This window comes from Actinobacillus vicugnae (assembly GCF_901687125.1).
GTDB lineage: Bacteria > Pseudomonadota > Gammaproteobacteria > Enterobacterales > Pasteurellaceae > Actinobacillus > Actinobacillus vicugnae.
This window is the reverse complement of sequence record NZ_CABFJY010000011.1, coordinates 181097-207125: the sequence shown is the minus strand read 5'-3', so window position 1 is coordinate 207125 and position 26029 is coordinate 181097. Positions and strand designations below refer to the sequence as shown.

At 40.1% G+C, this 26029-nt stretch carries 22 protein-coding genes, 2 tRNA genes and 1 pseudogene; 14 read left to right on the top strand and 11 right to left on the bottom strand.

Annotated features, from left to right (window positions below; all coding sequences use genetic code 11):
* The 4 genes from F8M47_RS04115 to F8M47_RS04100 all read left to right on the top strand — a co-directional run.
* Positions 1 to 599: bacteriophage T4 gp5 trimerisation domain-containing protein (locus F8M47_RS04115; protein ID WP_425292563.1), on the top strand; the 599-nt coding region annotated here is incomplete at its 5' end.
* Positions 592 to 1104 (top strand): DUF4123 domain-containing protein, encoded by a 513-nt coding sequence (locus F8M47_RS04110; RefSeq protein ID WP_150538920.1) that lies wholly within the window; start codon positions 592 to 594, stop codon positions 1102 to 1104. The genes F8M47_RS04115 and F8M47_RS04110, both read left to right, overlap by 8 nt.
* Positions 1101 to 1808 carry a hypothetical protein gene (locus tag F8M47_RS04105; protein ID WP_150538919.1) on the top strand — a complete coding sequence of 236 codons (708 nt, stop codon included), beginning with the start codon at positions 1101 to 1103 and terminating at the stop codon, positions 1806 to 1808. The genes F8M47_RS04110 and F8M47_RS04105 overlap by 4 nt, the downstream gene beginning before the upstream one ends.
* Positions 1805 to 3265 carry a T6SS phospholipase effector Tle1-like catalytic domain-containing protein gene (locus F8M47_RS04100; RefSeq protein WP_150538918.1) on the top strand — a complete coding sequence of 487 codons (1461 nt, stop codon included), beginning with the start codon at positions 1805 to 1807 and terminating at the stop codon, positions 3263 to 3265. The genes F8M47_RS04105 and F8M47_RS04100 overlap by 4 nt, the downstream gene beginning before the upstream one ends.
* A 253-nt stretch (positions 3266 to 3518) precedes the next feature.
* On the opposite strand, the pseudogene F8M47_RS04095 reads toward F8M47_RS04100, so the two are convergent.
* Positions 3519 to 3673 (bottom strand): annotated as a pseudogene (locus F8M47_RS04095) (IS1595 family transposase); the annotation flags it as partial.
* Positions 3674 to 3843: 170 nt separating this feature from the next.
* On the bottom strand, positions 3844 to 4569 hold the full coding sequence (locus F8M47_RS04090) for a 3-deoxy-D-manno-octulosonic acid kinase (RefSeq protein WP_150538917.1): 726 nt from the start codon (positions 4567 to 4569) through the stop codon (positions 3844 to 3846).
* A 100-nt stretch (positions 4570 to 4669) separates the two neighbouring features.
* On the opposite strand from F8M47_RS04090, the gene folE reads away from it, so the two are divergent.
* Both folE and truA read left to right on the top strand, forming a co-directional pair.
* A complete protein-coding gene (folE, locus tag F8M47_RS04085; protein WP_150538916.1) occupies positions 4670 to 5326 on the top strand; it encodes a GTP cyclohydrolase I FolE in 657 nt (218 codons plus the stop codon).
* Between the two features lie 82 nt (positions 5327 to 5408).
* The gene (truA, locus tag F8M47_RS04080) at positions 5409 to 6197 is read left to right on the top strand and encodes a tRNA pseudouridine(38-40) synthase TruA (protein WP_150538915.1); all 789 of its coding nucleotides are present in this window, start codon (positions 5409 to 5411) and stop codon (positions 6195 to 6197) included.
* Positions 6198 to 6263: 66 nt separating this feature from the next.
* Here truA and hpf read toward each other — a convergent pair whose 3' ends face one another.
* Positions 6264 to 6581, bottom strand: a complete 318-nt coding sequence (hpf, locus tag F8M47_RS04075; RefSeq protein WP_150538914.1) for a ribosome hibernation-promoting factor, HPF/YfiA family — start codon at positions 6579 to 6581, stop codon at positions 6264 to 6266.
* A 164-nt stretch (positions 6582 to 6745) separates the two neighbouring features.
* Between hpf and F8M47_RS04070 the strand changes: the two genes are divergently transcribed.
* Both F8M47_RS04070 and dapA read left to right on the top strand, forming a co-directional pair.
* A complete protein-coding gene (locus F8M47_RS04070) occupies positions 6746 to 7687 on the top strand; it encodes a Kdo(2)-lipid IV(A) acyltransferase (protein ID WP_150538913.1) in 942 nt (313 codons plus the stop codon).
* Between the two features lie 148 nt (positions 7688 to 7835).
* The gene (dapA, locus tag F8M47_RS04065; RefSeq protein ID WP_425292561.1) at positions 7836 to 8729 is read left to right on the top strand and encodes a 4-hydroxy-tetrahydrodipicolinate synthase; all 894 of its coding nucleotides are present in this window, start codon (positions 7836 to 7838) and stop codon (positions 8727 to 8729) included.
* Between the two features lie 95 nt (positions 8730 to 8824).
* Here the strand turns inward: dapA and F8M47_RS04060 are convergent, their stop codons facing one another.
* Both F8M47_RS04060 and folD read right to left on the bottom strand, forming a co-directional pair.
* Positions 8825 to 10363 carry an L-lactate MFS transporter gene (locus F8M47_RS04060; RefSeq protein WP_150538911.1) on the bottom strand — a complete coding sequence of 513 codons (1539 nt, stop codon included), beginning with the start codon at positions 10361 to 10363 and terminating at the stop codon, positions 8825 to 8827.
* A 151-nt stretch (positions 10364 to 10514) separates the two neighbouring features.
* Positions 10515 to 11372: a bifunctional methylenetetrahydrofolate dehydrogenase/methenyltetrahydrofolate cyclohydrolase FolD gene (folD, locus tag F8M47_RS04055; protein WP_150538910.1), complete on the bottom strand. Its 858-nt coding sequence runs from the start codon at positions 11370 to 11372 to the stop codon at positions 10515 to 10517.
* Positions 11373 to 11563: 191 nt separating this feature from the next.
* On the opposite strand from folD, the gene F8M47_RS04050 reads away from it, so the two are divergent.
* Together F8M47_RS04050 and F8M47_RS04045 are read left to right on the top strand one after the other, a co-directional pair.
* A tRNA-Pro gene (locus F8M47_RS04050) sits at positions 11564 to 11640 on the top strand.
* Positions 11641 to 11681: 41 nt separating this feature from the next.
* Positions 11682 to 11758, top strand: a tRNA-Arg gene (locus F8M47_RS04045).
* 282 nt (positions 11759 to 12040) lie between these two features.
* Here the strand turns inward: F8M47_RS04045 and F8M47_RS04040 are convergent.
* The 6 genes from F8M47_RS04040 to fruB all read right to left on the bottom strand — a co-directional run bounded on the left by F8M47_RS04040 (position 12041) and on the right by fruB (position 18585).
* Positions 12041 to 12853, bottom strand: coding sequence for a TPM domain-containing protein (locus F8M47_RS04040; RefSeq protein WP_150538909.1), 813 nt, complete (start codon positions 12851 to 12853; stop codon positions 12041 to 12043).
* Positions 12850 to 13299: a TPM domain-containing protein gene (locus F8M47_RS04035; protein ID WP_150538908.1), complete on the bottom strand. Its 450-nt coding sequence runs from the start codon at positions 13297 to 13299 to the stop codon at positions 12850 to 12852. The genes F8M47_RS04040 and F8M47_RS04035 overlap by 4 nt, the downstream gene beginning before the upstream one ends.
* A gap of 68 nt (positions 13300 to 13367) precedes the next feature.
* Entirely contained in the window at positions 13368 to 13952 is a 585-nt protein-coding gene (locus F8M47_RS04030) for a LemA family protein (protein ID WP_150538907.1), read from the bottom strand.
* A gap of 369 nt (positions 13953 to 14321) precedes the next feature.
* The gene (locus F8M47_RS04025; protein WP_150538906.1) at positions 14322 to 15992 is read right to left on the bottom strand and encodes a fructose-specific PTS transporter subunit EIIC; all 1671 of its coding nucleotides are present in this window, start codon (positions 15990 to 15992) and stop codon (positions 14322 to 14324) included.
* A 107-nt stretch (positions 15993 to 16099) separates the two neighbouring features.
* Positions 16100 to 17047 (bottom strand): 1-phosphofructokinase, encoded by a 948-nt coding sequence (gene fruK, locus F8M47_RS04020; RefSeq protein WP_150538905.1) that lies wholly within the window; start codon positions 17045 to 17047, stop codon positions 16100 to 16102.
* A gap of 14 nt (positions 17048 to 17061) precedes the next feature.
* Positions 17062 to 18585 (bottom strand): fused PTS fructose transporter subunit IIA/HPr protein, encoded by a 1524-nt coding sequence (fruB, locus tag F8M47_RS04015; RefSeq protein ID WP_150538904.1) that lies wholly within the window; start codon positions 18583 to 18585, stop codon positions 17062 to 17064.
* 259 nt (positions 18586 to 18844) lie between these two features.
* Between fruB and glgB the strand changes: the two genes are divergently transcribed.
* The 4 genes from glgB (at position 18845) to glgA (ending at position 26020) form a co-directional block, all read left to right on the top strand.
* Positions 18845 to 21166 carry a 1,4-alpha-glucan branching protein GlgB gene (gene glgB / locus F8M47_RS04010; protein ID WP_150538903.1) on the top strand — a complete coding sequence of 774 codons (2322 nt, stop codon included), beginning with the start codon at positions 18845 to 18847 and terminating at the stop codon, positions 21164 to 21166.
* Between the two features lie 3 nt (positions 21167 to 21169).
* Positions 21170 to 23152 carry a glycogen debranching protein GlgX gene (gene glgX / locus F8M47_RS04005; RefSeq protein WP_150538902.1) on the top strand — a complete coding sequence of 661 codons (1983 nt, stop codon included), beginning with the start codon at positions 21170 to 21172 and terminating at the stop codon, positions 23150 to 23152.
* Positions 23153 to 23184: 32 nt separating this feature from the next.
* The gene (glgC, locus tag F8M47_RS04000) at positions 23185 to 24495 is read left to right on the top strand and encodes a glucose-1-phosphate adenylyltransferase (RefSeq protein WP_150538901.1); all 1311 of its coding nucleotides are present in this window, start codon (positions 23185 to 23187) and stop codon (positions 24493 to 24495) included.
* A gap of 88 nt (positions 24496 to 24583) precedes the next feature.
* Entirely contained in the window at positions 24584 to 26020 is a 1437-nt protein-coding gene (glgA, locus tag F8M47_RS03995) for a glycogen synthase GlgA (protein WP_150538900.1), read from the top strand.
* The last annotated feature ends 9 nt before the right edge of the window (positions 26021 to 26029 follow it).

Here is a 26029-nt window from a genome sequence, read left to right as displayed (position 1 = left end):
TTAAATCCAAAACCCACAAGGGAAATGGATTTAACGAATTACGCTTTGAAGATGAAAAAGACCGAGAAGAAGTGTTTATCCATGCACAAAAAGACCAAAACAACGTGGTGAATCATGACGAAACCACCCAGATTGGCAATGACCGCACGGAAAGTGTGGGGGTAGATGAATCGATTACGATTGGACAAGACCAACAAAACCGCATTGGGCGTAATCGCATCACCAAAATTGAAAAAGACAACATTTTAAATATCGGCAACAGCCAATTGATAGATGTGTATGCCGACAGCTTAATCAAAGTGGGCAACGACTATATTATTGAAGTGGCGAATAACGGCGACTGGACAAGCGGTGAATTTTTTGAACAACTTTGCGAAACCTTCCATTGTGAAGGTTATGACGAGGTGATATTAGAAAGCGCGGGCGGTCGGGTAATCTTTAATGCGGAAGGCGTGACTTTTGAGGGCAATGTGCGGATTGAGGGGAGTTTGGTGTATGAGAGTGGTTCGCCTGAAGCGGTGGAGGCATTTAAATTAGCAGTGAATCAAGCTCAGGAGTTTTGTCCTGATTGTTTAAGAATGGAAAATAACAATGACTGAAAATCCTATAACCAGATATGGTTTATTTGAAGGCGCATTAATTCCCGAAATGTGGTTATATTTAGATATTTGGCAACTACCTTACGAACCGCTTTATCGATATGACAGCTCGGCGATTATTGAAGTGATTCCTTATTTAATTGAACTGAATACCAACTTAAACAAGCAAGTGGTAGAAGATTTTCTTACAAAGGATAGCTACCATTCAGGTTTAATTATTGAATCAACGGACGATCTCCGCTCTTTAGTTGAACGACTTGCTTATTTTTATCATATAGTTGGTGAAGATGGTGAGCCTTATTTAAGGCGCTATTTTGATATAAGGCTTTTTAATCGATTTCTTAATACGCTGCCTCAGCATCAATGCGAACAGTTATTTTCTCAAAATACGACTTTTTATTATTTAGATAAAACCAAGCTGTTTTACCATAAAATTGATTTTCAAAATCAAAAAATTACATTCTCTCAGGTGATAAAAGAAGATTTTCTGGCAGGTATCTTATGAAAAATTTTCTTAAAAAACTGACCGCACTTTTACTGTTTGGTGTGACGCTATTCATAACGGCATGTTCTCAACCCGACTTTCGGGAGGTGTTTTTTAAAAATCGCCCTTGTGCCGAAATAAAATATCAATGTTTAACGCAACCGCAGGAGAATGTAATGGAATTTGAAGTAGGGACTTACCGTTTAAGTAAGGAAGAGCAAGAAAAAGTTAAGCAGGCTGAAACCTTAAAAGTGTATCGTGAAATTGCCCATATGTTAGAGATTTATTATCCCGGCTTTTGGGACGGTGTGGATGATGAAAAGGTGAAGTTGGCTTGGATGGAAAAAGCCGATGTAATTACTAAAAAATATTTTGGCGACAAACGACCAAGAGTTAGGCTAGAAACAATGTCGCATATTTGTGGTATTATCGGGTTGGGTTTTGAAGACGATCCTCAATATCAATTTGTGGTAAAACGTATTCAGGAAGATCCATATTTTGCTTTAGGTCAAATTATTGATTATTTACGCTTTGAAGTACTTAAAAAAGATTATGATGTAGGGGGAACACAATACAATAACTGGAGTTTGCGCGGTTTTAGAGAAGGGATGCCACCAGTAACCCGTCACGTACCAAGTTTTAGTCAGGAATGGTTACCCGATAACCCTGAAGAGAATGTTTGGAGTATCTATAAGGAATTTCTTCAAAACGGAGGTAAAAGATGAATTTGACTTGTAAGGTAATTCGTATTGGGGTGTTTTTTGACGGCACGGGGAATAATTTGTATAACGATGAAGCGAGCCGCAGTGAAAACGGCATCAGTAATATCGGTAAACTGTATCGGTTATATCCGCACGAAACATTCCAAGGGGATAAACTAAAAATGGAATGCTCGATTTTTACCATGCCGATTTATATTGAAGGGGTAGGTACGGCAAACAAAAAAAGTGATAGTGATATAGAACAGGGAACTGGCTCTGGAGGGGGAAAACGTATTCGGCAGGCTATAAAGAAAATAGCAACCCTTCGTGAACTTTTCCCTAAAGATAAATATAAATGCTATATTGATGTGTTTGGCTTTAGCCGTGGGGCGGCGTTGGCACGGGATTTTATTAATACAATGAATAGAGATGAACCTAGCAATGGTTTTGATTACATCTTTAAATTTGTAGGCATATTTGACACGGTGGGTTCATTTGGTTTGGCGGGCAATAATATCAATTATAAGCCTTTAACCGATAAGTATTTTTACAGCGAGACCCGTACCGTGGATTACGAACTGCGCGGTAAAGTCCCCCCAGCAGAATATTATGAAGAGTATAATTTTAACCTTAGCCCGAAAAGTGCGGAGAAAATTGTGCACTTTGTTGCTTTAGATGAATATCGTGAAAATTTTCCGTTATCGGATACGCAAGATGTGGGCGAAACTTATTATTTTATTGGTGCGCATTCGGACGTAGGCGGTGGATACCCGAAGAAAACAAAGGAAAATATTTTTGATTATTTACTTAAAACAAGCATAGCTGAAGCCAAGGCGGAAATTGAAAATCCACCCAATGGCATAAAATTTGGTACGAATTGGCAATATACAGATAAACATCCCGAAGTAGCCTCTGCATTAAAGGGAAAACGTTTTATTGAATGCCGAGGAATACGAGAGGTATCTGACGATTTGCAGCGTGTTACTTTTGTAGCTATGTATAATTTGGCGGTAAAAGCAGGCGTTCCTTTTTTACCGTTCACGGAAAAGGTGAGTAAAGAAAATATGCAAGCACTGAGTAATCAAGTTGCAGGCACGCGGTATACACCGTTGCCTAAAATAGGTATGTTAGATGAACGTTGGAAACCAGAATTAAAGCAATATTACGATATAGCGACCAAGAATATTACTGCACTAGGAAGTTTTTTAGGTGCAAATACTCGATACAATAATGAAACTGGTACTCATTCAAGAGAAAAACATCATTTAAAAATTTTAGCAATCTATGCGCATAATTCATCGCAAGAACATATAAATGCCATGCAAACTTTCAATCCGCCTCCTTTTGGATTTAAGCATCGTCTTAAAACTAACGCAACGGGGGGGATTGCAAATGGTCCACGAAGAGTTGTCGCAAATAACCAGCTGGTGATGAGAGAAAAATATACTAATAACTCAAAACAGGCGAAAGTGTTAAAATAGTGTATAACTAATATTTTAATCTTACACGATAGGAAAAAACATGGTAGTTCAATCCGATTACTGCATAGCTTAAAAGTGAATGGCGAGACTGAATTTGATGTAGTAAGTTTTGTGTGAAAAGAAGGGCTTTCACAGTTATTTCGTTTGGAATTAGAGCTGGCGAGTTTTAATCCAAGTCCTGTTTTTTCATTAATTTTAGATAATGGTGCAACCTTAACCATGTTTTAGAATAGAAATACATTATAACTGCGGTAAAATCCGTGTAAACAACATTATCAGACCTCAGTTGCTCTCGAGTTATCGGCAAGTAGCTGATTGGGTATTCGGCACGGCAACGGTATAAATATTGCTATTACGCTTTAAAAGCCCAAATACAGCGGTTTTACCACTTGCCCCTCGCCCTCTTTTCTCACCCAAATAGTTATGAACCACTTGCGCAAGTTTATGCTGCAAACGCTGAGCAAGTAGTTAATTACTTCCATTGCAATCAAATTGGTATTTCGAGAAAAATGACGGACAGCTAAAGGGATATTATTTTGAAAGGGGGAGCCTATCTTTTAGACATATTTCCTCAAATTCTAGGTGTTGGTAATATGATATTGTTGATGATAACCGTTTAATAACCATTGCCAATTTTGCTCATTAAATTGAATATTCAAACGTCCTTGCTCCTTGATAAAAGATCGCAACAAGCGGGCTAAATTTTCTGATTTCCAATTATCTCCAGTGGAAGTTCCGCATTTATCGAAATCTATTAAGAAAAATTGACCGCTTGTCGGCACAAATAAAATATTATGAATATTGAGATCTGAATGATGAACTTGATGATCGTGCAATTGGCGAATCAGCTTGCCGATTTGTTGATATTGTTCATCTGTAAGTGAATTGGTTTGTAAAAACTTACTCAAATCTTGCGCGCCTTCAATTTTTTCTAACATGATATCGGCTTGATACCAACAGCAAGTTTTTTTTACCTTTAAAGCAATGGGGCGAGGTACGGGTAAATTCCACTCGCATAGTTTTGCCAATAATGAAAATTCTTGAAATGCTCTGGTATTTTCTAGTCCATTAAAGAAATATTGATCTTTGACTAATTTGCCAAAAAGCCCGCCTCGATAATAATGTCGAAGTACCACATTTACGTCTAATTCTGTTTGAGTATTTAAAAACCAAGTGATACCTCTGCCTTTTGATGAACCTAACAAGCGGTCGGAATTGACAAAATTTTTGCAATTTAGTAATGATTTGACAGTTTCTAATTGGGAATTAGGTACAAGATCGGCATTAAAATGGTAAAAAATCATACAAGTAATTTATATTGGTTATTATTAAGTTAAATTTTAGTGCTATTTTTTTTTATGTCAATTTGTTAAAATTCTCGCCTTAATTTTTAGAGGAACCCCAATGAGCATTATCTCCGCAGAAGCCCAAAAAGTGCGTGAAGCCTTGCTTGCGAAAGGCATTGAAACCCCAACTATTCAACTTACCAAAGACAAAGATTCTCGTCGTGCAGAAATTCAACAACATATGCGTTCAGTGATGGAATTGCTTGGCTTAGACCTGAAAGACGATAGTTTGGAAGAAACGCCACATCGCTTAGCAAAAATGTATGTAGACGAAATCTTTAGCGGCTTAGATTATGCGACTTTCCCGAAAATTACGAATATTGAAAATCGTATGAAAGTCAGCGAAATGGTGTTAGTGGATGATATTACGCTTACTTCAACTTGTGAACATCATTTTGTTACGATTGACGGTAAAGTTGCGGTAGCATATTACCCGAAAAAGTGGGTGATTGGTTTATCGAAAATTAATCGAGTGGTGCAATTTTTTGCGCAACGGCCGCAAGTGCAAGAGCGTTTTACCGAACAGATTCTTACTGCATTCCAAACCATTTTAGAAACTGAAGATGTGGCGGTTTATGTGAAAGCAACCCACTTCTGCGTAAAATGTCGTGGTGTAAAAGATACTAACAGCTATACCGTAACCTCCGCATTTGGTGGCGCTTTCTTAGAAGACCGAGAAACTCGCAAAGAGTTTTTAGGTTTAATCAATAAATAATGAAGTGGGCTAAGCCCACTTTTTGTTCTCTCGCTTGCTTAAAACAGAAAACAAGCGGTCAAAAAAACGAGAAATTTTACCAATGAAAATCGCATTAGGCATTGAATATGACGGTAGCCGTTATTTCGGTTGGCAGCGGCAAGATGAAGTGGAAAGTGTTCAACAAAAATTAGAAGAGGCGCTTTCTGTGGTGGCGAATGAGCCTGTGGAAGTATTTTGTGCGGGGCGAACGGATTCAGGTGTACACGGCACGGGGCAAGTAGTACATTTTGAAACGGATGTGATACGCCCTTTACAAAGTTGGTGTTTCGGTACGAATGCGAATTTAACGGATGATATTGCGGTGAAATGGGCAGTTGAGGTTAGCAAAGATTTCCATGCACGTTTTAGTGCGACAGCAAGACGTTATCGCTACATTATTTTTAATAACAAATTGCGTTCGGCAATTTTGCCGAAAGGCGTGTCGCATTATCACCATGAGTTAGATCACCAAAAAATGCACGAAGCGGGTCAATTTTTACTGGGCGAAAATGATTTTAGCTCGTTCCGTGCTGCAAAATGCCAATCACATACCCCATGGCGTAATATTCACCATTTAAATGTTAGCCGTTTAGGCAATTATATTGTGGTGGATATTCAAGCAAATGCGTTTGTGCATCATATGGTACGTAATATTGTTGGTAGTTTGATTGAAGTCGGGCAGGGCAGGCAACCTGTAGAGTGGATTCAATGGTTATTAGCGCAAAAGGATAGAACGCTTGCTGCACCAACGGCTAAGGCGGAAGGATTATATTTGGTGGATGTGCATTACCCTGAACATTTTGGCATTCCCAAAACGGCATTAGGCCCACTATTTCTAGCAGATAACTAGATAACCAACCAAAGAAAAAGCCAAATCAATTGATTTGGCTTTACGTTTAATCATTAGAGTTGCAGATTATTGTACGCTTTTTAATGTACTGTCTGTGCGACGAGCTTCATTTTTATGCACTAATTTATTTAATTGTGTTTCGAGTTTTACTTCTACTTCATTAATTGCTTTATATAAATCTTCATTATTCGCCTTCGCAAAAAGTTCTCCAACTGGAGTGCCAATTGATGCTTCAACTTCATAGCTGTTTGGCAATTTATGAATCATAAAATGTGGGTTAATTAATTGTGTTTGCCATTTTTCGAGTTTCGCTAAGCGTTCTTCAATATGGGTACGGATTGCAGGAGTGACGTCCATTTGTTTACTTGAAATATTGATTGTCATAGCATTTTCCTCTTTGTGAAGGGGTTATTAAGTTGATTTCAAAATATGACTTTTACTCCAAAATATCAAGTTAAAAAATAAAGCAAAATTTAAAAATTTGATCTACTTAACACTTTTTCTGTGTTTTTGATTATAATCTATGCGAAAAATAAGGATGACGAAACATGACTGATAATCAAAAATTTCCTCCATTTGAATGGCGATTTTTGCACCCTAAACATTGGGGGCTTTGGCTTGCTTTAGGGCTATTTAAACTGATTTTGTGCTTGCCTTACCCTATGTTAGTCGTGCTAGGCAAAGGCTTAGGCAAACTGTTTGCCAAGCTAGGGTTTGGTAAACGTAGAATGCGAATTGCACGCCGTAATTTAGAACTTTGTTTTCCTGATTATTCTGAAGAACAAATCCAAACAATTTTGGAAAAAAATGTTGAATCTATTGGTATGGCAATTATTGAAACAGGCATGGCGTGGTTTTGGTCGGATAAACGTATTCTAAAGTGGTCTAAAATTGAAGGATTAGAACATCTGAAAAACCAGCCAGAAGGCGTGGGAATTTTGTTTGTTGGGGTACATTTTTTGACTTTAGAAATGGGGGCTCGTATTGTTGGACTTCATCATCAAGGCATTGGTGTGTACCGTCCAAATGATAATCCGTTACTGGATTGGATCCAATTTCGTGGGCGAGTGCGTTCAAATAAAGCAATGCTCGATCGTAAAGATTTACGCGGTATGATTCGTGCGCTAAAAGCTGGTGAGACAATCTGGTATGCACCAGATCATGACTATGGTCGAAAAAATAGTGTATTTGTGCCATTTTTTGCGGTTGAAAAGGCTTGTACCACAGCGGGAAGCCGAATGTTATTACGCTCAGCACCGAATACCGTTGTAGTGCCATTTAGCCCAATTAGGAATAGTGATTTTTCTGGTTATACGGTAAAAATAAGTCCAGCTGTTGATTTTAGCGAATGTGAAAATGAATTAGATACCGCCCTGAAAATGAATAAAGTGGTTGAAACAGAAATTTTGAAGGCGATAAGTCAATATATGTGGTTGCACCGACGTTTTAAAACACGTCCTCAAGAATCAGATAAAAGTCTATATGATTAAAATAAACCCAACACTTAATTTTGTGTTGGGTTTATTTTATCGACTTAAATAAATTTTTTTCGTAGTTATTCGTAAAAAGTGCTTGCATATTTAAAGCGAATTTAGCAAGCTAGCAAGAAACATTGCACATAACAAAAAAGTACAGGAGATGATTATGGCAACCCCTTTATTTCACGGTAGTATTGTGGCACTTGTCACACCAATGACACACGGCGAAGTCAATTATGATGAGTTAAAAAAATTGGTTGAATATCATGTTCAAGCAGGCACGCATGGTATTGTTTCTGTAGGAACAACTGGCGAATCAACCACATTAAGCATTGATGAAAATGTTAAGGTTATCAAGAAGACTGTGGAATTTGCGGATGGCCGCATTCCTGTTATTGCAGGTACAGGTTCGAATGCAACCAGCGAAGCTATTATTTTAACTAAATTGCTTACTAACAGCGGTGTTGCAGGTTGTTTAAGTGTTGTGCCTTATTACAATAAACCTACCCAAGAAGGAATGTATTTGCACTATAAAGCGATTGCAGAAAGTACTGATCTTCCACAAATTTTATATAACGTACCAGGACGTACAGGGAGCGATTTAAAACCTGAAACCATTGGCCGTTTAGCCGAAATTCCAAATATTGTTGGTGTGAAAGAAGCAACGGGGGATTTAAGTCGTCTTCCTTTAATTAAACAATTAGCGGGCGAAGATTTCATTTTCTTAAGTGGCGATGATGCGACAGGTTTAGCATCAATGAAATTAGGCGGGCAAGGCGTGATTTCTGTAACAAACAATGTGGCTGCAGCAGATATGGCAAAAATGTGTGAATTAGCATTAGCAGGTAACTTTGATGAAGCCGAAGCCATCAACCAGCGCTTAATGGCTTTGCACCATGATCTCTTTATTGAAGCGAACCCAATACCTGTGAAATGGGCTGCATACAAATTAGGTTTAATCAGTGAGCCAAATTTACGTTTACCATTAACCACATTATCAGAAGCGGCTCAGCCAGTAGTATTAGCCGCATTGCAAAAAGCAGGTTTAATTTAATCGCTTGTTCTTGATAAACAAAAACTCCGTGTAATGACACGGAGTTTTTTTATGAGGAAGCGGTCAACTTTTGCTAAAAAGTTACAGTACTTAATTTAGAAAAGCTCAAGTACCTTGGCAAATACCATGACAACACCATAAGCGAGTGGAATGGTAACAAAAAACCAACGTAACCAAACCAAACAACCGCCGTGAGCAACTTCTTCTGCCACCAAATAAGTATCAGAAATTACTGTTTCATCACTTGGTTTGGCACTATGAGCGGCTTCTTTAATTGGTAATTCGTGATGTTTTTCATGTACTGCTTTTACTGCTAAATTACATAATAAACCCACAATTAATAATCCCGCCATAATATACATAGTGACGCTATAGGCGTGTGCCGCTGGCACGCCATTGTCAATTTGCATTTGGCGAATATAATTGACTAACACAGGGCCAGCGACAGCTGCGGTTGACCATGCGAGTAATAAGCGCCCGTGAATTGCACCGACTTGGTAAGTACCGAATAAATCACGTAAATAAGCAGGAATTGCTGCAAAACCACCGCCATACATTGAAATAATCACACAGAAACCAATCACGAATAGGGCTTTATTTCCACTTTCGCCAAGAGATGGAATAGCAAAGTACAAGACCGAACCAAGCAAGAAGAAAATCGAGTATAAATTTTTACGCCCAATTTTATCTGAAATACTTGACCAAAAGAAACGTCCACCCATATTAAATAAGCTAAGTAAACCAACAAAGCCTGCGGCTGCTAAGGCACTGATAGCTGCTTGTTTACTCACTGAAACTTCTGAAAACAACTCTTGAATCATCACAGAAGCTTGACCTAATACACCGATTCCAGCGGTAACATTCAAACATAAAATCCAGAAAAGTAGCCAGAATTGTGGCGTTTTCATCGCTTTATTTACCCCAACATTATGTGTGCTAACCAATTTATTTTTCAGTGTGCTATCCACAAAACCTTTTGGCTTCCATTGTGGATGTGGTAGGCGAATAGTAAATACGCCAAACATCATCAAAATAAAGTAGAGAATACCGAGTACAATAAAGGTTTCAGCAATACCTACTGAAGTAGGGCTACTAAAGAAATTCATTAATGCAACTGAAATAGGTGAAGCGAACATTGCACCACCACCAAAGCCCATAATTGCCAATCCTGTTGCCATACCAGGTTTATCTAGGAACCATTTCATTAAGGTTGAAACAGGGCCGATATAACCCAAGCCTAAACCGATGCCACCTAACACCCCATTGCCTAAATAGAGCAGCCATAGGCTGTGCGTGTGTACGCCAAGCGCTGCGACTAAAAAACCTAAGCTGAAGCACAAACTTGCAACAAACATTGCTTTACGAGGGCCAACACGCTCCATCCAAGTACCAAATAGTGCAGCAGATGCGCCAAGTACCGCAAGCGCAATGCTGAATATCCAGCCAATAGTGGTCAGTTTCCAATCGTCTGTGGTTGATTGAGTGATACCAATCACTTTGGTAAGTGGGACATTAAATACCGAGTAAGCGTAAATTTGCCCAATTGATAAATGTACCGCCAGTGCTGCAGGGGGAATAAGCCAACGATTAAATTGCAAAGGTGCAATCGTCTTTTCACGATCTAGAAATGACATGGAAGCTCCAGCTTGTAATTAACATTAATTTAACATTAGTATAACACTAATTTCCATTTGCGCAAACGTTTGCGCAACATCTTTGCTAAATAGATAGGCAATAAAAAGCCTCTTTAAATAAAGAGGCTTCGTCAGATAAAAATGAGAGAAATTAGACCGCTTGTAAATGCGCTTGATAGGCTTGTAAGGTGTTTTGCATAAGCATCGCAACTGTCATTGGGCCTACACCGCCTGGAACGGGTGTGATAAAGCTTGCTTTGGGTTCTGCCGTTGCATATTCTACATCACCAATTAATTTTCCTTCCACTCGGTTGATTCCAACATCGATCACAATCGCTCCCGCTTTAATCCATTCGCCTTTTACAAAGTTTGGCTTACCCACACCTGCAACAACAATATCGGCTTGTGAAATGTGGTAGGCGAGATCTTTAGTTCGACTATGCGTTATAGTTACAGTACAGCCTGCAAGTAATAATTCCATTGCCATTGGACGCCCGACGATATTTGAAGCGCCAACTACCACCGCATGTAAGCCAGCAAGATTTACTCCTGTGCTTTCAAGTAGTTTCATTACACCGTATGGGGTGCAAGAACGGAGTGTCGGGATTTTTTGGCATAAACGTCCAACGTTATAAGGGTGAAAACCATCCACATCTTTGTGTGGCACAATTGCTTCAGTTACTTTAGTCGCATCAATTTGCTTTGGTAATGGTAATTGCACCAAAATACCATCAATGGAATCATCGTAGTTTAGTTGCTCAATAATTGCGAGTAATTCGGTTTCACTTGTTTCAGCAGGAAGATCATAAGATTTTGATTCAATGCCGATTTCAGCACAACTTTTACGCTTACTATTTACATATACCTGAGAGGCTGGATCCATACCGACTAAAATAACCGCTAAACCTGGTTTACGTTTACCTTGTGCTATATAAGCTTGGATTTGCTCAGCAATATTGGCTTTTACTTGCTTTGCGACTGTAGTCCCTGAAATGATTTGTGCGGTCATAAATTCTCCCATGTTAATGTATATTGTTACAAACGTTTGCTATTTTGGCAGAAAAAAGGTGATTTGCAAGTAGGATATCAGCTAATTTCTACTTCGTAATTGCGAACAAAGTTCAAGCAATTAATCGGCATTTAGCAAAAAATAGATTGACGAGATTTTTGATAAGTCTATAATAAATATCACTTTTCAGTCGGCGAGTAGCGCAGCTTGGTAGCGCAACTGGTTTGGGACCAGTGGGTCGTAGGTTCAAATCCTATCTCGCCGACCACTTATCTTTCATAAATATTTCTTCCTATATTTATTTCACTTGCGCCCTTAGCTCAGCTGGATAGAGCAACGCCCTTCTAAGGCGTGGGTCAAAGGTTCGAATCCTTTAGGGCGTGCCATTTAATTCCTTTAAATTCAATCACTTATCTATTAAGTAACAAGTTTTAAACTTGATTCATTTTGCGAATGTTCCGTAAATGTACCATAGTGTTGTACTTCTTGGCATATAGTTCCAAATAGCAAGCGGTCGAATTTTAGAAGTTTTTTGCAAATTTCTTGGTATGTTTATGGGCGTGCACAAAACTCGCTCCTACATCATTGAAACAAATCTGCGCTGTTGTGCTTTTGTTACATAATAACACGAAATTTCTGCCAAAATTCGACCGCTTGTAATGGCTTGATTACCAGCTACCGCCAGCGCCACCGCCACCAGAGGAACCACCACCGAAGCTGTCGCCACTGCCTCGGCTTCCACTGCCGAATCCGCTACCAAAACCGCCAGATGAACCGCCTCCGAATCCGCCTCTACGACGAGATGAATTAATGATAATTCTGCCTAATTGGTCTGCGGAGCTTGGGCTGATATATTGATTGCCTCTGCTAGGACGGAAAATTACAAAGATCACCATTCCCGCAATAAGGAAGAACAATAAACCATCAATTTGATCTAACTGTTCGCTAGATTCTTTACCGTAGCTATCGTAAGCCGCATATTCACCGTTAATTGCCGCCATAATTGCAGACAAACCGCTTGCAATACCTTCAGCATATAAATTTTGTTTGAAGTATGGCGTAATATTATGGCGAATAATTGTGGCCGCAATCGCATCAGGTAGCGCACCTTCCAAGCCTCGCCCTGTTGCAATAAATAATTTCCGATCATTTTTTGCAATCAACAATAATACACCGTTATTTTCGTTATTTTTAGTGCGACCGATTCCCCATTTATTAAATAAATTATGTGAATAGCTTGCCACATCTTCGCCATTGGTTGATGGCACAATCACCACAATAATTTGTGAACTGGTTTTGGTACGGTTAGCAATTAACGCATCTTCTAATGTGCGCCATTCTTGTTGAGTTAATGTTTTGGTGTAATCGGTTACATAATAAAACGGATTTGGCGCAGCTGGGTAGTGGTCTTCAGCAAATGTATTTAAGCTAAATAATGCAATCGCTAACAACCAAAATGGCTTAAAGATCGTTTTTATCATTTAATTACCACCTCATTGGATAGCTCGTCTACATCCTGATTTGATCGTGGGAAATATGCTGCTAATTGTACTTCTACTTGCTTAATTCCTTCACAAATCGCTTTGGTATAATCGGCTTGTTGGCAGTGATATTTCATCGCATCATAAACCGATTGCCAGAAAATTTGCCCCACTTTTTCGTGAATGGCTTTATCCCCGACAATAGCTAAATGATGTGGTTTGAAAGACAGATAGATCAGCACACCGTTACGTTCAGCGGTCGCTTGCATATTCAATTCATCAAAAAGCTGATTGGCGCGTGCCATTGCATTCAGCTGACCTTTTGCTTTGCGCTCGACCACCACTCGTAATTCCGCAGAGGTTTGCTGTTCTAAATGTGAAATTGCCTGTTCGATTTGTTGAGTATCGACAGGCAATTTATTCGAAAGAAAAGAAAATAATTTCATAGAGTCATCAATATATTCACAAAAAACACGGAATCTTGGTCAGTATTCCGTGCTTTTGTGTTAAGTGATTAGTTAAAGTTTACTGTTGGCGCTTTTTCTGAACCCGCTTCAGCTTTGAATTGTGGTTTTGCTTTAAAGCCCATAATCATTGCTGCAATTTTAGTTGGGAATTCACGCACTTGTTTGTTGTATTCTTTCACTGCTGTGTTGAAGTTATTACGTTCAACATTGATACGATTTTCTGTGCCTTCTAATTGAGCTTGAAGATTTAAGAAACCTTCATGCGCTTTTAATTCAGGGTATTTTTCAACTGAAACTAATAAACGAGAAAGTGCAGAATTTACGCCTTGTTGCGCTTCTTGGAATTTCGCCATTTGTTCTTCAGTTGCGTTATTTGGATCGATTGTTACTGCAGTCGCTTTTGCACGTGCTTCAATGACAGAGGTGAGAGTTTCTTTTTCAAAGTTTGCTTGACCTTTTACGGTATTTACTAAGTTAGGAATTAAATCCGCACGACGTTGATAAGCGGATTCAACATTCCCCCATACTGAGTTAATGTCTTCTTCCGCGCGCATTAAGTCGTTATATTTGGTTAAAGAAAAACCACCAACTGCCACAACGGCAATCACTAAAATCCAAAGAATTTTTTTCATATTACAAAGTCCTATTGAGGGTTAGAAATTCGACGGATTCTATAAGCAAGCGGTCGGATTTCCTAGAAAAATTACAAAAGTTTTCAGATAAAGCAAGAAATTATTTACATACATAACCCGTAGCAGATAACTTTTCTTGTGTGGTAGAGACGCCTGATATAACAACTAAAAGACTATATGAAATAACGGCCACGTTGATAGTGGGGAGGATAGGAGACGGTGATACTAAAGGTTGTGAGAAAATATATCAGAATATTTTAGGTACGAATAACCGAACTACGACGTTAGTTTATTATTATGATTTACTAGGTATTGAAAAGTCTAAATCAAAAACGGAGCTAAAAAGCTCCGTTTTTATAAGCGAAAGGATTATTCCGCTGCTTTTTGTTTTATTGCGGCGTAGATTATACCTGTTACGAGTGAACCTGCTGCAATGGCAACTAAGTACATCAACGGTTGTGAAACAAATGGAATCACGAATAGACCACCATGTGGCGCTTGTAGAGTGATTTGTAATCCCATTGAAATTGCGCCAGCAGTTGCACCACCTAATACAGATGTCACAATTACACGTACGGGATCTGCTGCCACAAATGGTAATGCACCTTCTGAAATAAAGCATAAACCTAATACAAATGAAGCTTTACCCGCATCACGTTGGTTAGTGGTAAATTTATTACGAGCGATTAAAGTTGCGATAGCCATACCGATAGGCGGAACCATACCTGCAGCCATGACTGCCGCCATTGGTGTATATTGTTGCGAAGCAATCAAACCTACACCGAAAGTATATGCCGCTTTATTTACTGGGCCACCCATATCAATACACATCATTGCACCAAGGATCGCACCTAAGATAATCGCATTTGCTTGACCCATTGAATTTAACCATTCAACTAGCGCATCCATAATACCTTTTACTGGTGGATTGATTAGGTAAATCATTGCTAAGCCGACAATCGCTGAGCCTAATAATGGCAGAATTAAAATCGGTTTAAGTGAGGTTAAACTTGCTGGTAACTGAATGATATTGTTTAACAATTTCACCGTATAACCCGCAAGGAAACCAGCAACGATACCGCCTAAAATACCAGCGCCTGCTGAGGTTGCTAGCATACCGCCAATTAAACCCACCGCTAAACCTGGACGGTCTGCAATTGAGAATGCGACATAACCCGCAAATACCGCAATCATTAAGTGGAATGCTGCACCGCCCCCAATATCCATTAACGCTTTTGGTAAACCACCTGCGATCGTTTCATCTTTGAACGCTTCAATACCGAACATAAATGAAATCGCGATTAATAATCCCCCTGCAACCACAAGTGGTAACATATGTGAAACACCTGTCATTAAGTGTTTATACAAGCCTTTTTTCTCGCCTGTTGCCGTACCTTCAGCCTGTTGAGTAGCGGTTGCACCACCTTGATAAATGGTTGCTTGTGCAAATGCTTTTTCAAATTCTTGTGCCGTTTTCTTCAAGGCTAAACCCGTTGAAGTACGGTACATTGGCTTGCCTTTGAATTTATCTAAATCTACATCAATATCAGCTGCTACAAATACTAAATCTGCTGCGGCAACTTCTTCTGCCGAAATTGGATTGCCCGCACCAACTTGGCCACGTGTTTCAACTTTTACATTCCAGCCTTGTGCTTTGGCATAGTTTTCAATCGCTTCTGCCGACATAAATGTATGGGCTACACCTGTTGGACAAGCCGTTACGGCAACAATGTTTTTCACACTATTTGATGTGTTCGCTGTGATGCTAGCAGCGCTTGCATTTGCAAACGTTTTTGCATTTTCGACCGCTTGTTTAAGGGTCGCTTCTGGTTGTGCAAAGGCTTGCTCTAAATTTACCACCGCACCTTGTTTGCCTGCTACACTGGTAGGAATTTCATCGTTAAATAACACGACAAAATCAGCTTGTGCTACATCAACAACTTGATGACCTTGCTGCTTCGCTACTGCAGATAATACTTCATTCACCAGAAAAGCACGTGCTTTACCGACTGACTGAGGAAATACAAAGGAAATATTCATTTTGAGATCCTTAAATAAAAAAATAAACTGGTGTAGGAGCGTACTCTATACGCCCTGTTCAAAAAATAACGCTTTCAGGGCGAACGTAGTTCGCTCCTACAAACGTATTAATCTAATTGCGTCAATTTCACCTGTGCAACAATCTCATCTAGCGCTTGTGAGTCACTGATACCAACGTTGCTTTGTGATACGGCTAAAGCTGATGTGCCACTTGCAAACGCGAGGGTTTTGGCTTTGTCCCAGCCTTGTGCGAAGCCATAAATTAAGCCTGCTACCATTGAGTCGCCTGCGCCAACTGTGCTGACAACATTTTGGCAACGTGGCGGTTGCGCTTGGATTGCCCCCTCACTATTAAGCCATACTGAACCGTCTGCACCCATTGAAATAATCACGTTTTCAATACCGCCTGCACGTAATTCTTGAGCAGCTTCGATTACTTCTTTTAAGCTGTTTAATGGACGGTTTGCCCAAACTTCTAGTTCACGGCGGTTAGGTTTTACTAGCCATGGATGTGCTTTTAAGCCTTCAGTTAAGGCAGCATTGCTACTGTCTAATACTACTTTTAAGCCTTGCTGATGAAGCGATTCTAACCATTGTGAAAATTTTTGTGCGCTTACGCCACGCGGAAGTGAACCGCATACTGCAACAAGGTCAAATTGGCTTGCCCAAGTTTGAGATTGCTGAGTGAAACTTGCCCAATCTTGTGCGCTAATTTCAAAACCTAAGAAGTTTAAGTCTGTTACATCAGCTTCGGTTTCGGTGATTTTCACATTAATACGAGTTTTACCGCCAATGCGATAGAATTGATCTTCTACACCATTTTGTTTAAATGATTGCACAAAATCACCCTGATTTTCAGCGCCTAAAAAGCCTGTCACCGCTAACTTAATTCCTAAATCTGCAAGCACTTTTGCTACGTTAATACCTTTACCTGCAGGATATAAGCCGAGAGTTTCAACCGTATTAACTTCACCTACTTCGATACGCTGTAAGCGACCGACTAAGTCAAATGCGGGGTTTAAGGTTACCGTTGCAATACGTAATTGTTGTGTCATTCGCTTTTCCTCAGTTACTCACCTAAACCTGCTGCAATTGCTGCACCAATACCGTCAATCGCTTTTTGTGCTTCTTCACCGGTTGCCACAAAACGTAAACGATGGCCTTTTACCACACCTAGCGCCACAATCTTCATTAAGCTTTTTGCACTGACTAATTGGCTATCACGATCTAAATTTTGCACCACGATAGTTGCGTTGTATTTTTTTACTTCGTTGACTAAAACGGCACTTGGGCGAGCGTGTAAGCCGTGTTCATTTTGAATCACAAATGTGGCTTCAACTTGACCTTCAACTGGCTCTTTTGTTGGCTCGCAAGCGGTTGTATTTGCAGAATTTGTTGCAGATTCAACCGCTTGTGAACCGCCTTCAATACTATCTTCTACGCTTGGTGTAAATGATACGCTTTCGCCTAAGCCATCAACGAATGCTTTTGCTAATGCTTCGATTGCTTGTTGTGCATCTTCACCTTCTGCTACAAAGCGTAAGCGGTGTGCTTGGCTTGCGCCTAATGCCACTACTTTCATTGTGCTTTTCGCATTTGCTGGTGCTGTACCACGATCTAAGTTTTCTACTGTAATTTTTGCAGTAAATGGTTTCAAGGTTTGCACTAAAACCGCACTTGGGCGGGCGTGTAAGCCGTTGTCGTTACGCACAGTGAATGTACCGATAACTTGAGTATTGGATGTAGTTTCACAAGCGGTCGAATTTTGCGAATTATTTGCAGTGCTATTTACAACTGTTTCGCCATTAAATAATGCAATGATTTGAGCTACATTTGCATGCGTAAATTGATTACGCATATCATTGTTGAGTAAATGAGCTAATTGGCTTTCTACTGCGTTATCAATAGCTGCAACAGTGACTAAGGTTTGTCCTGCAGTGTTACGCGCAACGGCTAAACCATTGGCTTGGTTACCTTTTGCTGAATCAGTAACAAATACATTGTTACCTAAATTTAGTGGAACGCTTGCAACGACATCGCTAATAAATGCTTGTGTTACATAGCCTTGTTCTTGAAGCTTGCCAGCATTGATTGCTGAAAGGGTGAGAAGGCTAGAAGAATTAATATTTAACGAAATTGTTTCTTCTGAAATCACAGGAAGGGCTTTTTTGCCACTTAATACGGCTGCGAATTCTTCTAGGTTTTGTGTTTTTGCAAGGGTATCAGCCGCTTCTTCATCGCTTAACACACCTGTTAATTGGCGTAAGAGGGTTAAATGTTCATCAGATTTAGCCGCAATACCGATTACAACATAAGCTGTATTACCTTCGCCCCATTCCACCCCTTGTGGAAATTGGTAAATTTGTACACCTGTGTTTTGCACTAAATGACGCGTGTCCAATGTGCCGTGTGGAATTGCAATACCATTACCCAAGAAGGTAGAAGTTTGCGTTTCGCGAGCTAACATTCCTGATTCATAGCCTGCCGCTACGTTACCATTTGCTACCAGACCTGCTGCAACAAGCTTAATCGCTTCTTCTTTGCTGCTGGCAGTAGCATTTAAACGGATATTTTGTGCCGATAAATTTAGCATCTGAGCTCCTTATTGGATTTAATTTTGAAATTAAAAATATTGCTAGATATTGTAACGCATATTCTGCTAAATCGTTCTAGCAGATGAAAAAAAATGTCAAAAAGTGTGAGCTAGTTCTCATATATAACGAGAAAAATATGACGTAAATCACAAAAAAGAAGGATTTTTCGCCGAGATTCTTATTTTAATGCTAATATGCAAACGTTTTCGTAAGGCAAAGAAAAATAATTTAGTATGTGAAAAAATAAGGAAGCAAATAATGACAATATATCAATATTCAGAACAAGATTCGTCTTTTATTGAACAGCTTTCTGGCGGATATTGTAACGACCCGTTTTCCTATTTAGGCATTCATCTTGAACATGAACGATCCGTGATAAGGGTTTATTTGCCTGAAGCGAATGCGGTTTCCATTATTGATAATCAAGGGCAATTATTGTCTGAAGCAATAAAAATTGACGATTGTGGTGTTTTTGTTGCATTACTTGATTCCTCCGACCCGCATTTATATTACCGCTTACGTGTTCGCTATTCCTTGGGTGAGATCGATATTGAAGATCCATACCGTTTTAAATCCTCCCTTTTTGCATTAGATAATTGGTTATTATCTGAAGGCACTCATCTTCGCCCTTATGAAAAATTAGGCGCACATTTTGAAACTCAAGAAAATATTGCTGGTGTACGTTTTAGTGTTTGGGCACCAAATGCTAAACGTGTTTCTGTCGTTGGTGATTTTAATTATTGGGACGGGCGAGTACATAGCATGCGTTTTCATGTAGAAAGCGGTATTTGGGATATTTTTATTCCAAATGTAGAAGCAGGCGCATTATATAAATTTGAATTATTAGATCAGCATGGCAATCTTCGTTTGAAATCAGATCCTTATGCATTTGCCTCTCAGTTACGCCCTGAAACGGCTTCTGTAGTAATAGGGTTAGCTGCAACCGTAAAAGTGGATGAAAAACTGCGACAAGCGAATAATATTGATCAGCCAATCTCAATTTATGAAGTGCATTTAGGCTCTTGGCGTCGTAATCTCGAAAATAATTATTGGCTGAATTATGATGAAATCGCCGATGAACTCATTCCTTATGTAAAAGATATGGGTTTTACTCATATCGAATTACTGCCTATTACTGAATATCCTTTCGATGGTTCTTGGGGCTATCAACCAACAGGGTTATATGCGCCAACTAGCCGTTTTGGCTCGCCAAATGATTTACGTAATTTTATTCGCAAAGCCCACGAAGCGGGCATTGCAGTGATTTTAGATTGGGTGGTAGGGCATTTCCCAACCGATTCACACGGCTTAGCGCAATTTGATGGCTCACATTTATACGAACATCAAGATCCAAAAGAGGGTTATCACCAAGATTGGAATACGCTGATTTTTAATTATGGTCGCCATGAAGTGTTTAATTATCTTTCTGGCAATGCGTTGTATTGGACTGAACGATTTGGCATTGATGGTTTACGTGTCGATGCGGTGTCTTCAATGATTTATCGAGATTATTCACGCAAAGACGGTGAATGGATCCCAAATCAATATGGCGGACGTGAAAATTTAGAAGCGCTAGATTTTTTACGTCGAACGAATCAAATGCTAGCTAAAGAAGAGCAGGGCGCGATTACGATTGCCGAAGAATCTACCTCATTTAATGGTATTACCCACTCGCCAACTGAAAACGGAGTAGGTTTTGACTACAAATGGAATATGGGCTGGATGAATGACACGCTTCGCTATATGGCGTTAGATCCAATCTATCGTCAATATCATCATGACTGGATGACCTTTGGCATGATTTATCAATATAGCGAAAAATTTATTTTACCGCTTTCACATGATGAAGTGGTGCACGGTAAAGGCTCCCTAATTGGCAAAATGCCTGGTGATTGTTGGCAAAAATTTGCCAATTTACGGGCTTATTATGGCTATATGTGGGGCTATCCAGGTAAAAAATTACTCTTTATGGGCAATGAATTTGCGCAAGGCCGAGAATGGAATTTTAACGAAAGTTTAGATTGGTTCTTACTTGGTGAAGAAGGCGGAAATTGGCATAAAGGTGTATTGAATTGGGTGCGAGATCTGAATCATGCTTATCAACAATATCCTGCGTTGTATCAGCTCGATCATGAACCAAGTGGCTTTGAATGGTTAGTGGTGGACGATTGGCAACAATCGGTATTTGCCTTTGAACGTAAAGCAAAAGACGGTGCTAGTGTGATTGTTGTGAGCAACTTTACGCCAATTGTGCGTCATAACTACCGTATTGGTGTAGCTGAAGACGGTATTTATAAAGAAATTCTGAATTCTGATGCTGCTTATTATGCAGGAAGTAATGTTGGCAATTATGGTGAAATTGTGTGTGAAGCAGAGCCTTCACACGGTAAACCTTATTCCTTATCGCTTTCGCTACCGCCATTAGCTACGATTTTTATTGTGCGTGAGCCAAAGCCCGTTACGCAAGAGAGGCTCATTCAAAATGTAGAAAGTGCGTTTCAGTCTGCGAAATTACTTAAAAAAGCCAATACTACACCAAAGAAAAACAGCAACAAAAAAAAGAAGAAAAATAAGAAGTAACAGATGAAAACATTGGTAGGCAAGCCGTACCCGCTTGGTGCACAAGCGGGCAAAAAAGGTACAAATTTTGCAATTTTTTCTGCAAATGCGACCGCTATTGAATTGTGTATTTTTACTGAGAATGGAGAGCAACGCCATCCAATGCAACGGACGGGCGATATTTGGCATTTATTTGTACAGGGGATTGCTGAGGGGGCTTTATATGGTTTTCGTGTTGCGGGAGAAGTCGATGAGCAAAAAGGTGCACTATTTAATCCGCATAAATTATTGCTCGATCCTTATGCGAAATGCGTGGTGGGTAGCCCCGATGCTCATAATGATGAAGCGTTAAGCTATTTTATTTGGAATGATACTCGTGATAATGCGCATCTAGCACCTAAGTCGATGGTGGTTGTGGATGATTTTGATTGGGCTGATGAAATTCGCCCACACTATTCATGGGCAGAAACTATCATTTACGAAGCACACGTTAAAGGCTTTAGCCGTTTGAATCCTCGTATCCCAGAGCCATTACGCGGCACTTATATGGGAATGGCACACCGTGAATCTATCGCACATTTAAAGCGTTTAGGGGTTACAACTATTGAGTTACAGCCAGTAAGCTATCACGCCGATGAAGTGCATTTACAGCGCATGGGATTAACCAATTATTGGGGCTACAGTGTGTTAGCGCATTCGGCGGTAGATCCAAGGTTTGCTTGGGATCAAGAAGACCCTATTACTGAATTCAAACACCTTGTAAAAACCTTGCACCAAAATGGCTTAGAAGTCATTTTAGATGTGGTGTATAACCACACGGTAGAAGCGGGTAAAGAAGGTATGACTTTATGCCAAAGAGGGATCGATAATCAAAGTTATTATTGGCTAACCGAACAGGGCGATTATCACAATTGGACAGGCTGTGGTAATGCGCTCAAGCTTTCGCATCCTATGGTGTGCCAATGGATGATAGATAGTTTGTTGTATTGGGTGGAAGAATGTCATATTGATGGTTTCCGTTTCGACCTCGCTACTACGCTCGGAAGAATGCCAGATTTTTCTGAAATAGCGTTGTTTTTTGAGCAAGTCAGACAAACGCCAGCGTTACAAAAAATTAAATTAATTGCTGAGCCTTGGGATATTGGGCCGAATGGCTATCAGGTAGGCGGTTTTCCATTAGCATTTTCGGAATGGAATGATAAATATCGCAACACCATGCGTAATGTGTTCTTACGAGAAAGTGGTGATTTGGCGGACTTTGCCCGTCGTCTGGCAGGAAGTGACGACTTATATTGGCAATATGCTCCGTCTAAAAGCATTAACTATTTTGCTTCGCATGATGGCTTCACTTTGCAAGATTTAGTCAGCTATAACAAAAAACATAATGAAGCAAATGGTGAACAGAACCGTGATGGTGATGAACATAACTATAGTAATAATCACGGGGTGGAAGGTAATACTGATAATGAATTGGTAAATATTTTGCGAGAACAGACCGCTTGTAGTTTGCTTGCAGTACTGTTTCTCTCAAATGGCGTACCAATGCTACGTTCTGGCGATGAACTCGGTCATTCGCAACAGGGCAATAATAATAGCTATTGCCAAGATAACGAGGTCACTTGGATCAATTGGCAGCAGGCCAATCAAGCTCGGATTAATTATGTTGCAAAGTGGATTGAGTTACGTAAGCAGATCTCGTTACTTTCACAACAGAGCCATTGGTGGACTGAAAATGACGTGCAATGGTTTTCGCCGTACGGCAAACCAATGCAAGTAGATGATTGGCATAATGACGCTCTGAAAGCATTACAAATCCTTCTTCAAGAACAATGGCTTATCTTAATTAACGCTAAAAAAGATAAGCAACAATTTTTCTTACCTCAAGGCAAATGGCATATTTACCTTGGGAAAGAAACAGCAACTTTGATAGCGGATGCGCAGGCGGTTGCTCTTCAACTGGAACAGATGGGAGTATGCGTGCTTCAAAGAAAATTAGGCTCACATTAGCGTGAAAAAACACAACATCGGAGAAACAAAGTATGCTTACACAAGAAAAAAACGACTTAACTAAAAATGATGTCACTAATGACACCTTGGTACTTATTTTAGCGGGCGGTCGTGGTTCACGCCTTTATGAGTTAACGGACAGACGTGCTAAACCTGCAGTATATTTTGGCGGTAGTCGCCGTATTATCGACTTTGCGCTTTCAAACTGTATTAACTCTAACTTATTAAAAGTCGGGGTGATTACTCAGTATGCCGCGCATTCTTTACTCCGCCACTTACAACGTGGGTGGTCATTTCTGCCTTATGAGCGTAATCAATATATTGATATGTTACCTGCTCGCCAGCAACTAGACGAGAACACTTGGTATCGTGGTACTGCTGATGCGGTATATCAAAATATGGCGATGATGAAATCGCACTATCGTCCGAAATATGTCGTGATTTTAGCAGGCGACCATATTTACAAAATGGATTACACCCAAATGTTGCGTGACCACGTAGACAGTGGCGCAAAATGTACAGTGGGTTGTATTGAAGTACCGCGTGAACAAGCGGTCGAATTTGGTGTAATGGCAGTTAATGATAAATTAAAAGTAAAAGAGTTCGTGGAAAAACCATCAAATCCACCCGCAATGCCAGATAAACCAAATTCATCATTAGCTTCAATGGGGATTTATGTATTTAATGCAGATTATTTATATGATGTATTAGACCGTGAAGCCTCAACACCTGGCACATCACATGACTTTGGTAAAGACATTATTCCAAAAGCAGTAGAAGAGGGCGTATTGTATGCGCATCCATTTGAACGCTCATGCAAAGGACGTAATGCAAGCGGTTCAATTTACTGGCGAGATGTAGGGACGATTGATAGCTATTGGGCAGCACATATGGATTTAGTTTCTGAAGAGCCTCAGCTAGATTTATATGATGAATCATGGCCAATTCACGGGCGACCACAACAAACTGCGCCCGCACGTTTCTTCTATAAAAAAGCCCGCCAACATACGCTAGATAACTCGCTGATTGCGGGTGGCTGTGTGGTAACCGATGCAGAAATCAGTAACTCAGTGTTATTTGCCAAAGTGAAAGTAGAGGCGGAAACCGTGATTGAACACACGGTGATCTTGCCACAGGTAACCATTGGTAAAAACTGTGTAATCAAACGAGCGGTAATTGACCGTCATTGTACCATTCCAGATGGTTTAGAAATCGGGGTGAATCCAGAAGTAGACGCAAAACGTTTCCGTGTGAGTAAAGGTGGTATTGTGTTAGTTACCCAAAAAATGCTCGATGCGTTAACTGGTCATGAGTCTGGTATCAAATTACATCATACGATTTAAGTATGTTCAGATGGGCTGCTTGCCCATCTTTAATGCTTTTACAAGCGGTCTCATTTTCTCTTTATTTTACAAATTAAACGGCAACAAAATGAAAATTTTACATATTTGCTCGGAAATGTATCCGTTAATTAAAACAGGCGGATTGGCTGACGTAATGGGCGCTTTGCCTTACGCACAGCAAGCGGCTGGCAACGATGTCCGAGTATTAATTCCGCTTTACCCTCAAGTGGCGGAGAAAATCGGAGAAACGCATGAAGTTGTTACATTAGGCACTTTTGCTGGATTAGTAACGATTCGTTTCACTTATTTTAACGGCTTAGGGGTATATGTGATTGATGCACCACATCTTTTCCAACGTTCAGGCAATCCTTATCACGATTCTGGCTATGCAGATTATCCAGATAACTATAAACGTTTTGCTATCTTAGGTTATTTAGGTGCGCAATTGGCAGAAGGCTTAGACCAATGGTGGGGAAAAGCCGATGTGCTACACGCACATGATTGGCAAGGCGGTTTGGGATGTGCCTACCTCAAAAGCTGGCACAGCCCAGTGAAAAGCGTGTTTACTATTCACAATATTGCTTACCCAGGGCGCTTCCAACCACATCATTTAGCCGAGCTCGGTTTTTCTTGGGACTTTTTCCAAGCCGAAGGTATGGAGTTTTACGGTGAAATTTCTTACCTGAAAGCAGGTTTATATTATGCCGACCGAATCACTACGGTAAGTCCAACCTATGCGGTCGAAATTACCGAACAAATCGCAGGTGGCGGTATGCACGGCTTGCTCCAGACTCGCAAAACGCAAGGGCGCTTACACGGCGTATTAAATGGCGTAGACGATAGTGTTTGGAATCCAGAAATTGACAGCAACATTGTTGCCACTTATAAGCCAAGCTATATGCACGGTAAAGCAAAGAATAAAGTTGAATTACAGCGAATGTTCAATTTGCCTGAAGATAAAGAAGCGATGTTAATGGTTATGGTGACTCGTTTAACTGAGCAAAAAGGGGCGGATTTCTTATTAGATAAAATTGATGAGGTGATGCAACAACACGTACAACTGGTTGTATTAGGTAGTGGCTCACCGCATTTAGAGTATTTATTAAATGAAGCTCGTAACCGTTATCCAGAACAGATTGGTATCTATATCGGCTATAACGAAGCATTATCGCACCAAATCATTGCGGGTGGTGATGTGATCCTCGTGCCAAGTCGCTTTGAGCCTTGTGGCTTAACGCAACTATATGGCTTGAAATACGGCACCTTACCACTTGTGCGCCAAACAGGTGGCTTAGCTGATACGGTGGTAGATAGCCATAAAGAAACGATTGAACAGCGTACTGCAACAGGTTTTGTCTTTAAATATCCAAGCAGTGATGATTTCTTAGAGGCATTCCAACGAGCAGTGAACCTCTGGAAAAAACAGAAATTATGGGCTAGTGTGCGCCAAAATGCGTTAGCGCAAGATTTTGGCTGGGCAAGAGCAGCGAATGCGTATCAGGCTATTTATCAAGAAATAGTCTAATGCCTTTTA

Coding starts and splice junctions, on each gene's coding strand:
- F8M47_RS04110 (WP_150538920.1), top strand. CDS start 592: ATGACTGAAAATCCTATAACCAGATATGGTTTATTTGAAGGCGCATTA.
- F8M47_RS04105 (WP_150538919.1), top strand. CDS start 1,101: ATGAAAAATTTTCTTAAAAAACTGACCGCACTTTTACTGTTTGGTGTG.
- F8M47_RS04100 (WP_150538918.1), top strand. CDS start 1,805: ATGAATTTGACTTGTAAGGTAATTCGTATTGGGGTGTTTTTTGACGGC.
- F8M47_RS04090 (WP_150538917.1), bottom strand. CDS start 4,569: ATGATTTTTTACCATTTTAATGCCGATCTTGTACCTAATTCCCAATTA.
- folE (WP_150538916.1), top strand. CDS start 4,670: ATGAGCATTATCTCCGCAGAAGCCCAAAAAGTGCGTGAAGCCTTGCTT.
- truA (WP_150538915.1), top strand. CDS start 5,409: ATGAAAATCGCATTAGGCATTGAATATGACGGTAGCCGTTATTTCGGT.
- hpf (WP_150538914.1), bottom strand. CDS start 6,581: ATGACAATCAATATTTCAAGTAAACAAATGGACGTCACTCCTGCAATC.
- F8M47_RS04070 (WP_150538913.1), top strand. CDS start 6,746: ATGACTGATAATCAAAAATTTCCTCCATTTGAATGGCGATTTTTGCAC.
- dapA (WP_425292561.1), top strand. CDS start 7,836: ATGATTATGGCAACCCCTTTATTTCACGGTAGTATTGTGGCACTTGTC.
- F8M47_RS04060 (WP_150538911.1), bottom strand. CDS start 10,363: ATGTCATTTCTAGATCGTGAAAAGACGATTGCACCTTTGCAATTTAAT.
- folD (WP_150538910.1), bottom strand. CDS start 11,372: ATGACCGCACAAATCATTTCAGGGACTACAGTCGCAAAGCAAGTAAAA.
- F8M47_RS04040 (WP_150538909.1), bottom strand. CDS start 12,853: ATGATAAAAACGATCTTTAAGCCATTTTGGTTGTTAGCGATTGCATTA.
- F8M47_RS04035 (WP_150538908.1), bottom strand. CDS start 13,299: ATGAAATTATTTTCTTTTCTTTCGAATAAATTGCCTGTCGATACTCAA.
- F8M47_RS04030 (WP_150538907.1), bottom strand. CDS start 13,952: ATGAAAAAAATTCTTTGGATTTTAGTGATTGCCGTTGTGGCAGTTGGT.
- F8M47_RS04025 (WP_150538906.1), bottom strand. CDS start 15,992: ATGAATATTTCCTTTGTATTTCCTCAGTCAGTCGGTAAAGCACGTGCT.
- fruK (WP_150538905.1), bottom strand. CDS start 17,047: ATGACACAACAATTACGTATTGCAACGGTAACCTTAAACCCCGCATTT.
- fruB (WP_150538904.1), bottom strand. CDS start 18,585: ATGCTAAATTTATCGGCACAAAATATCCGTTTAAATGCTACTGCCAGC.
- glgB (WP_150538903.1), top strand. CDS start 18,845: ATGACAATATATCAATATTCAGAACAAGATTCGTCTTTTATTGAACAG.
- glgX (WP_150538902.1), top strand. CDS start 21,170: ATGAAAACATTGGTAGGCAAGCCGTACCCGCTTGGTGCACAAGCGGGC.
- glgC (WP_150538901.1), top strand. CDS start 23,185: ATGCTTACACAAGAAAAAAACGACTTAACTAAAAATGATGTCACTAAT.
- glgA (WP_150538900.1), top strand. CDS start 24,584: ATGAAAATTTTACATATTTGCTCGGAAATGTATCCGTTAATTAAAACA.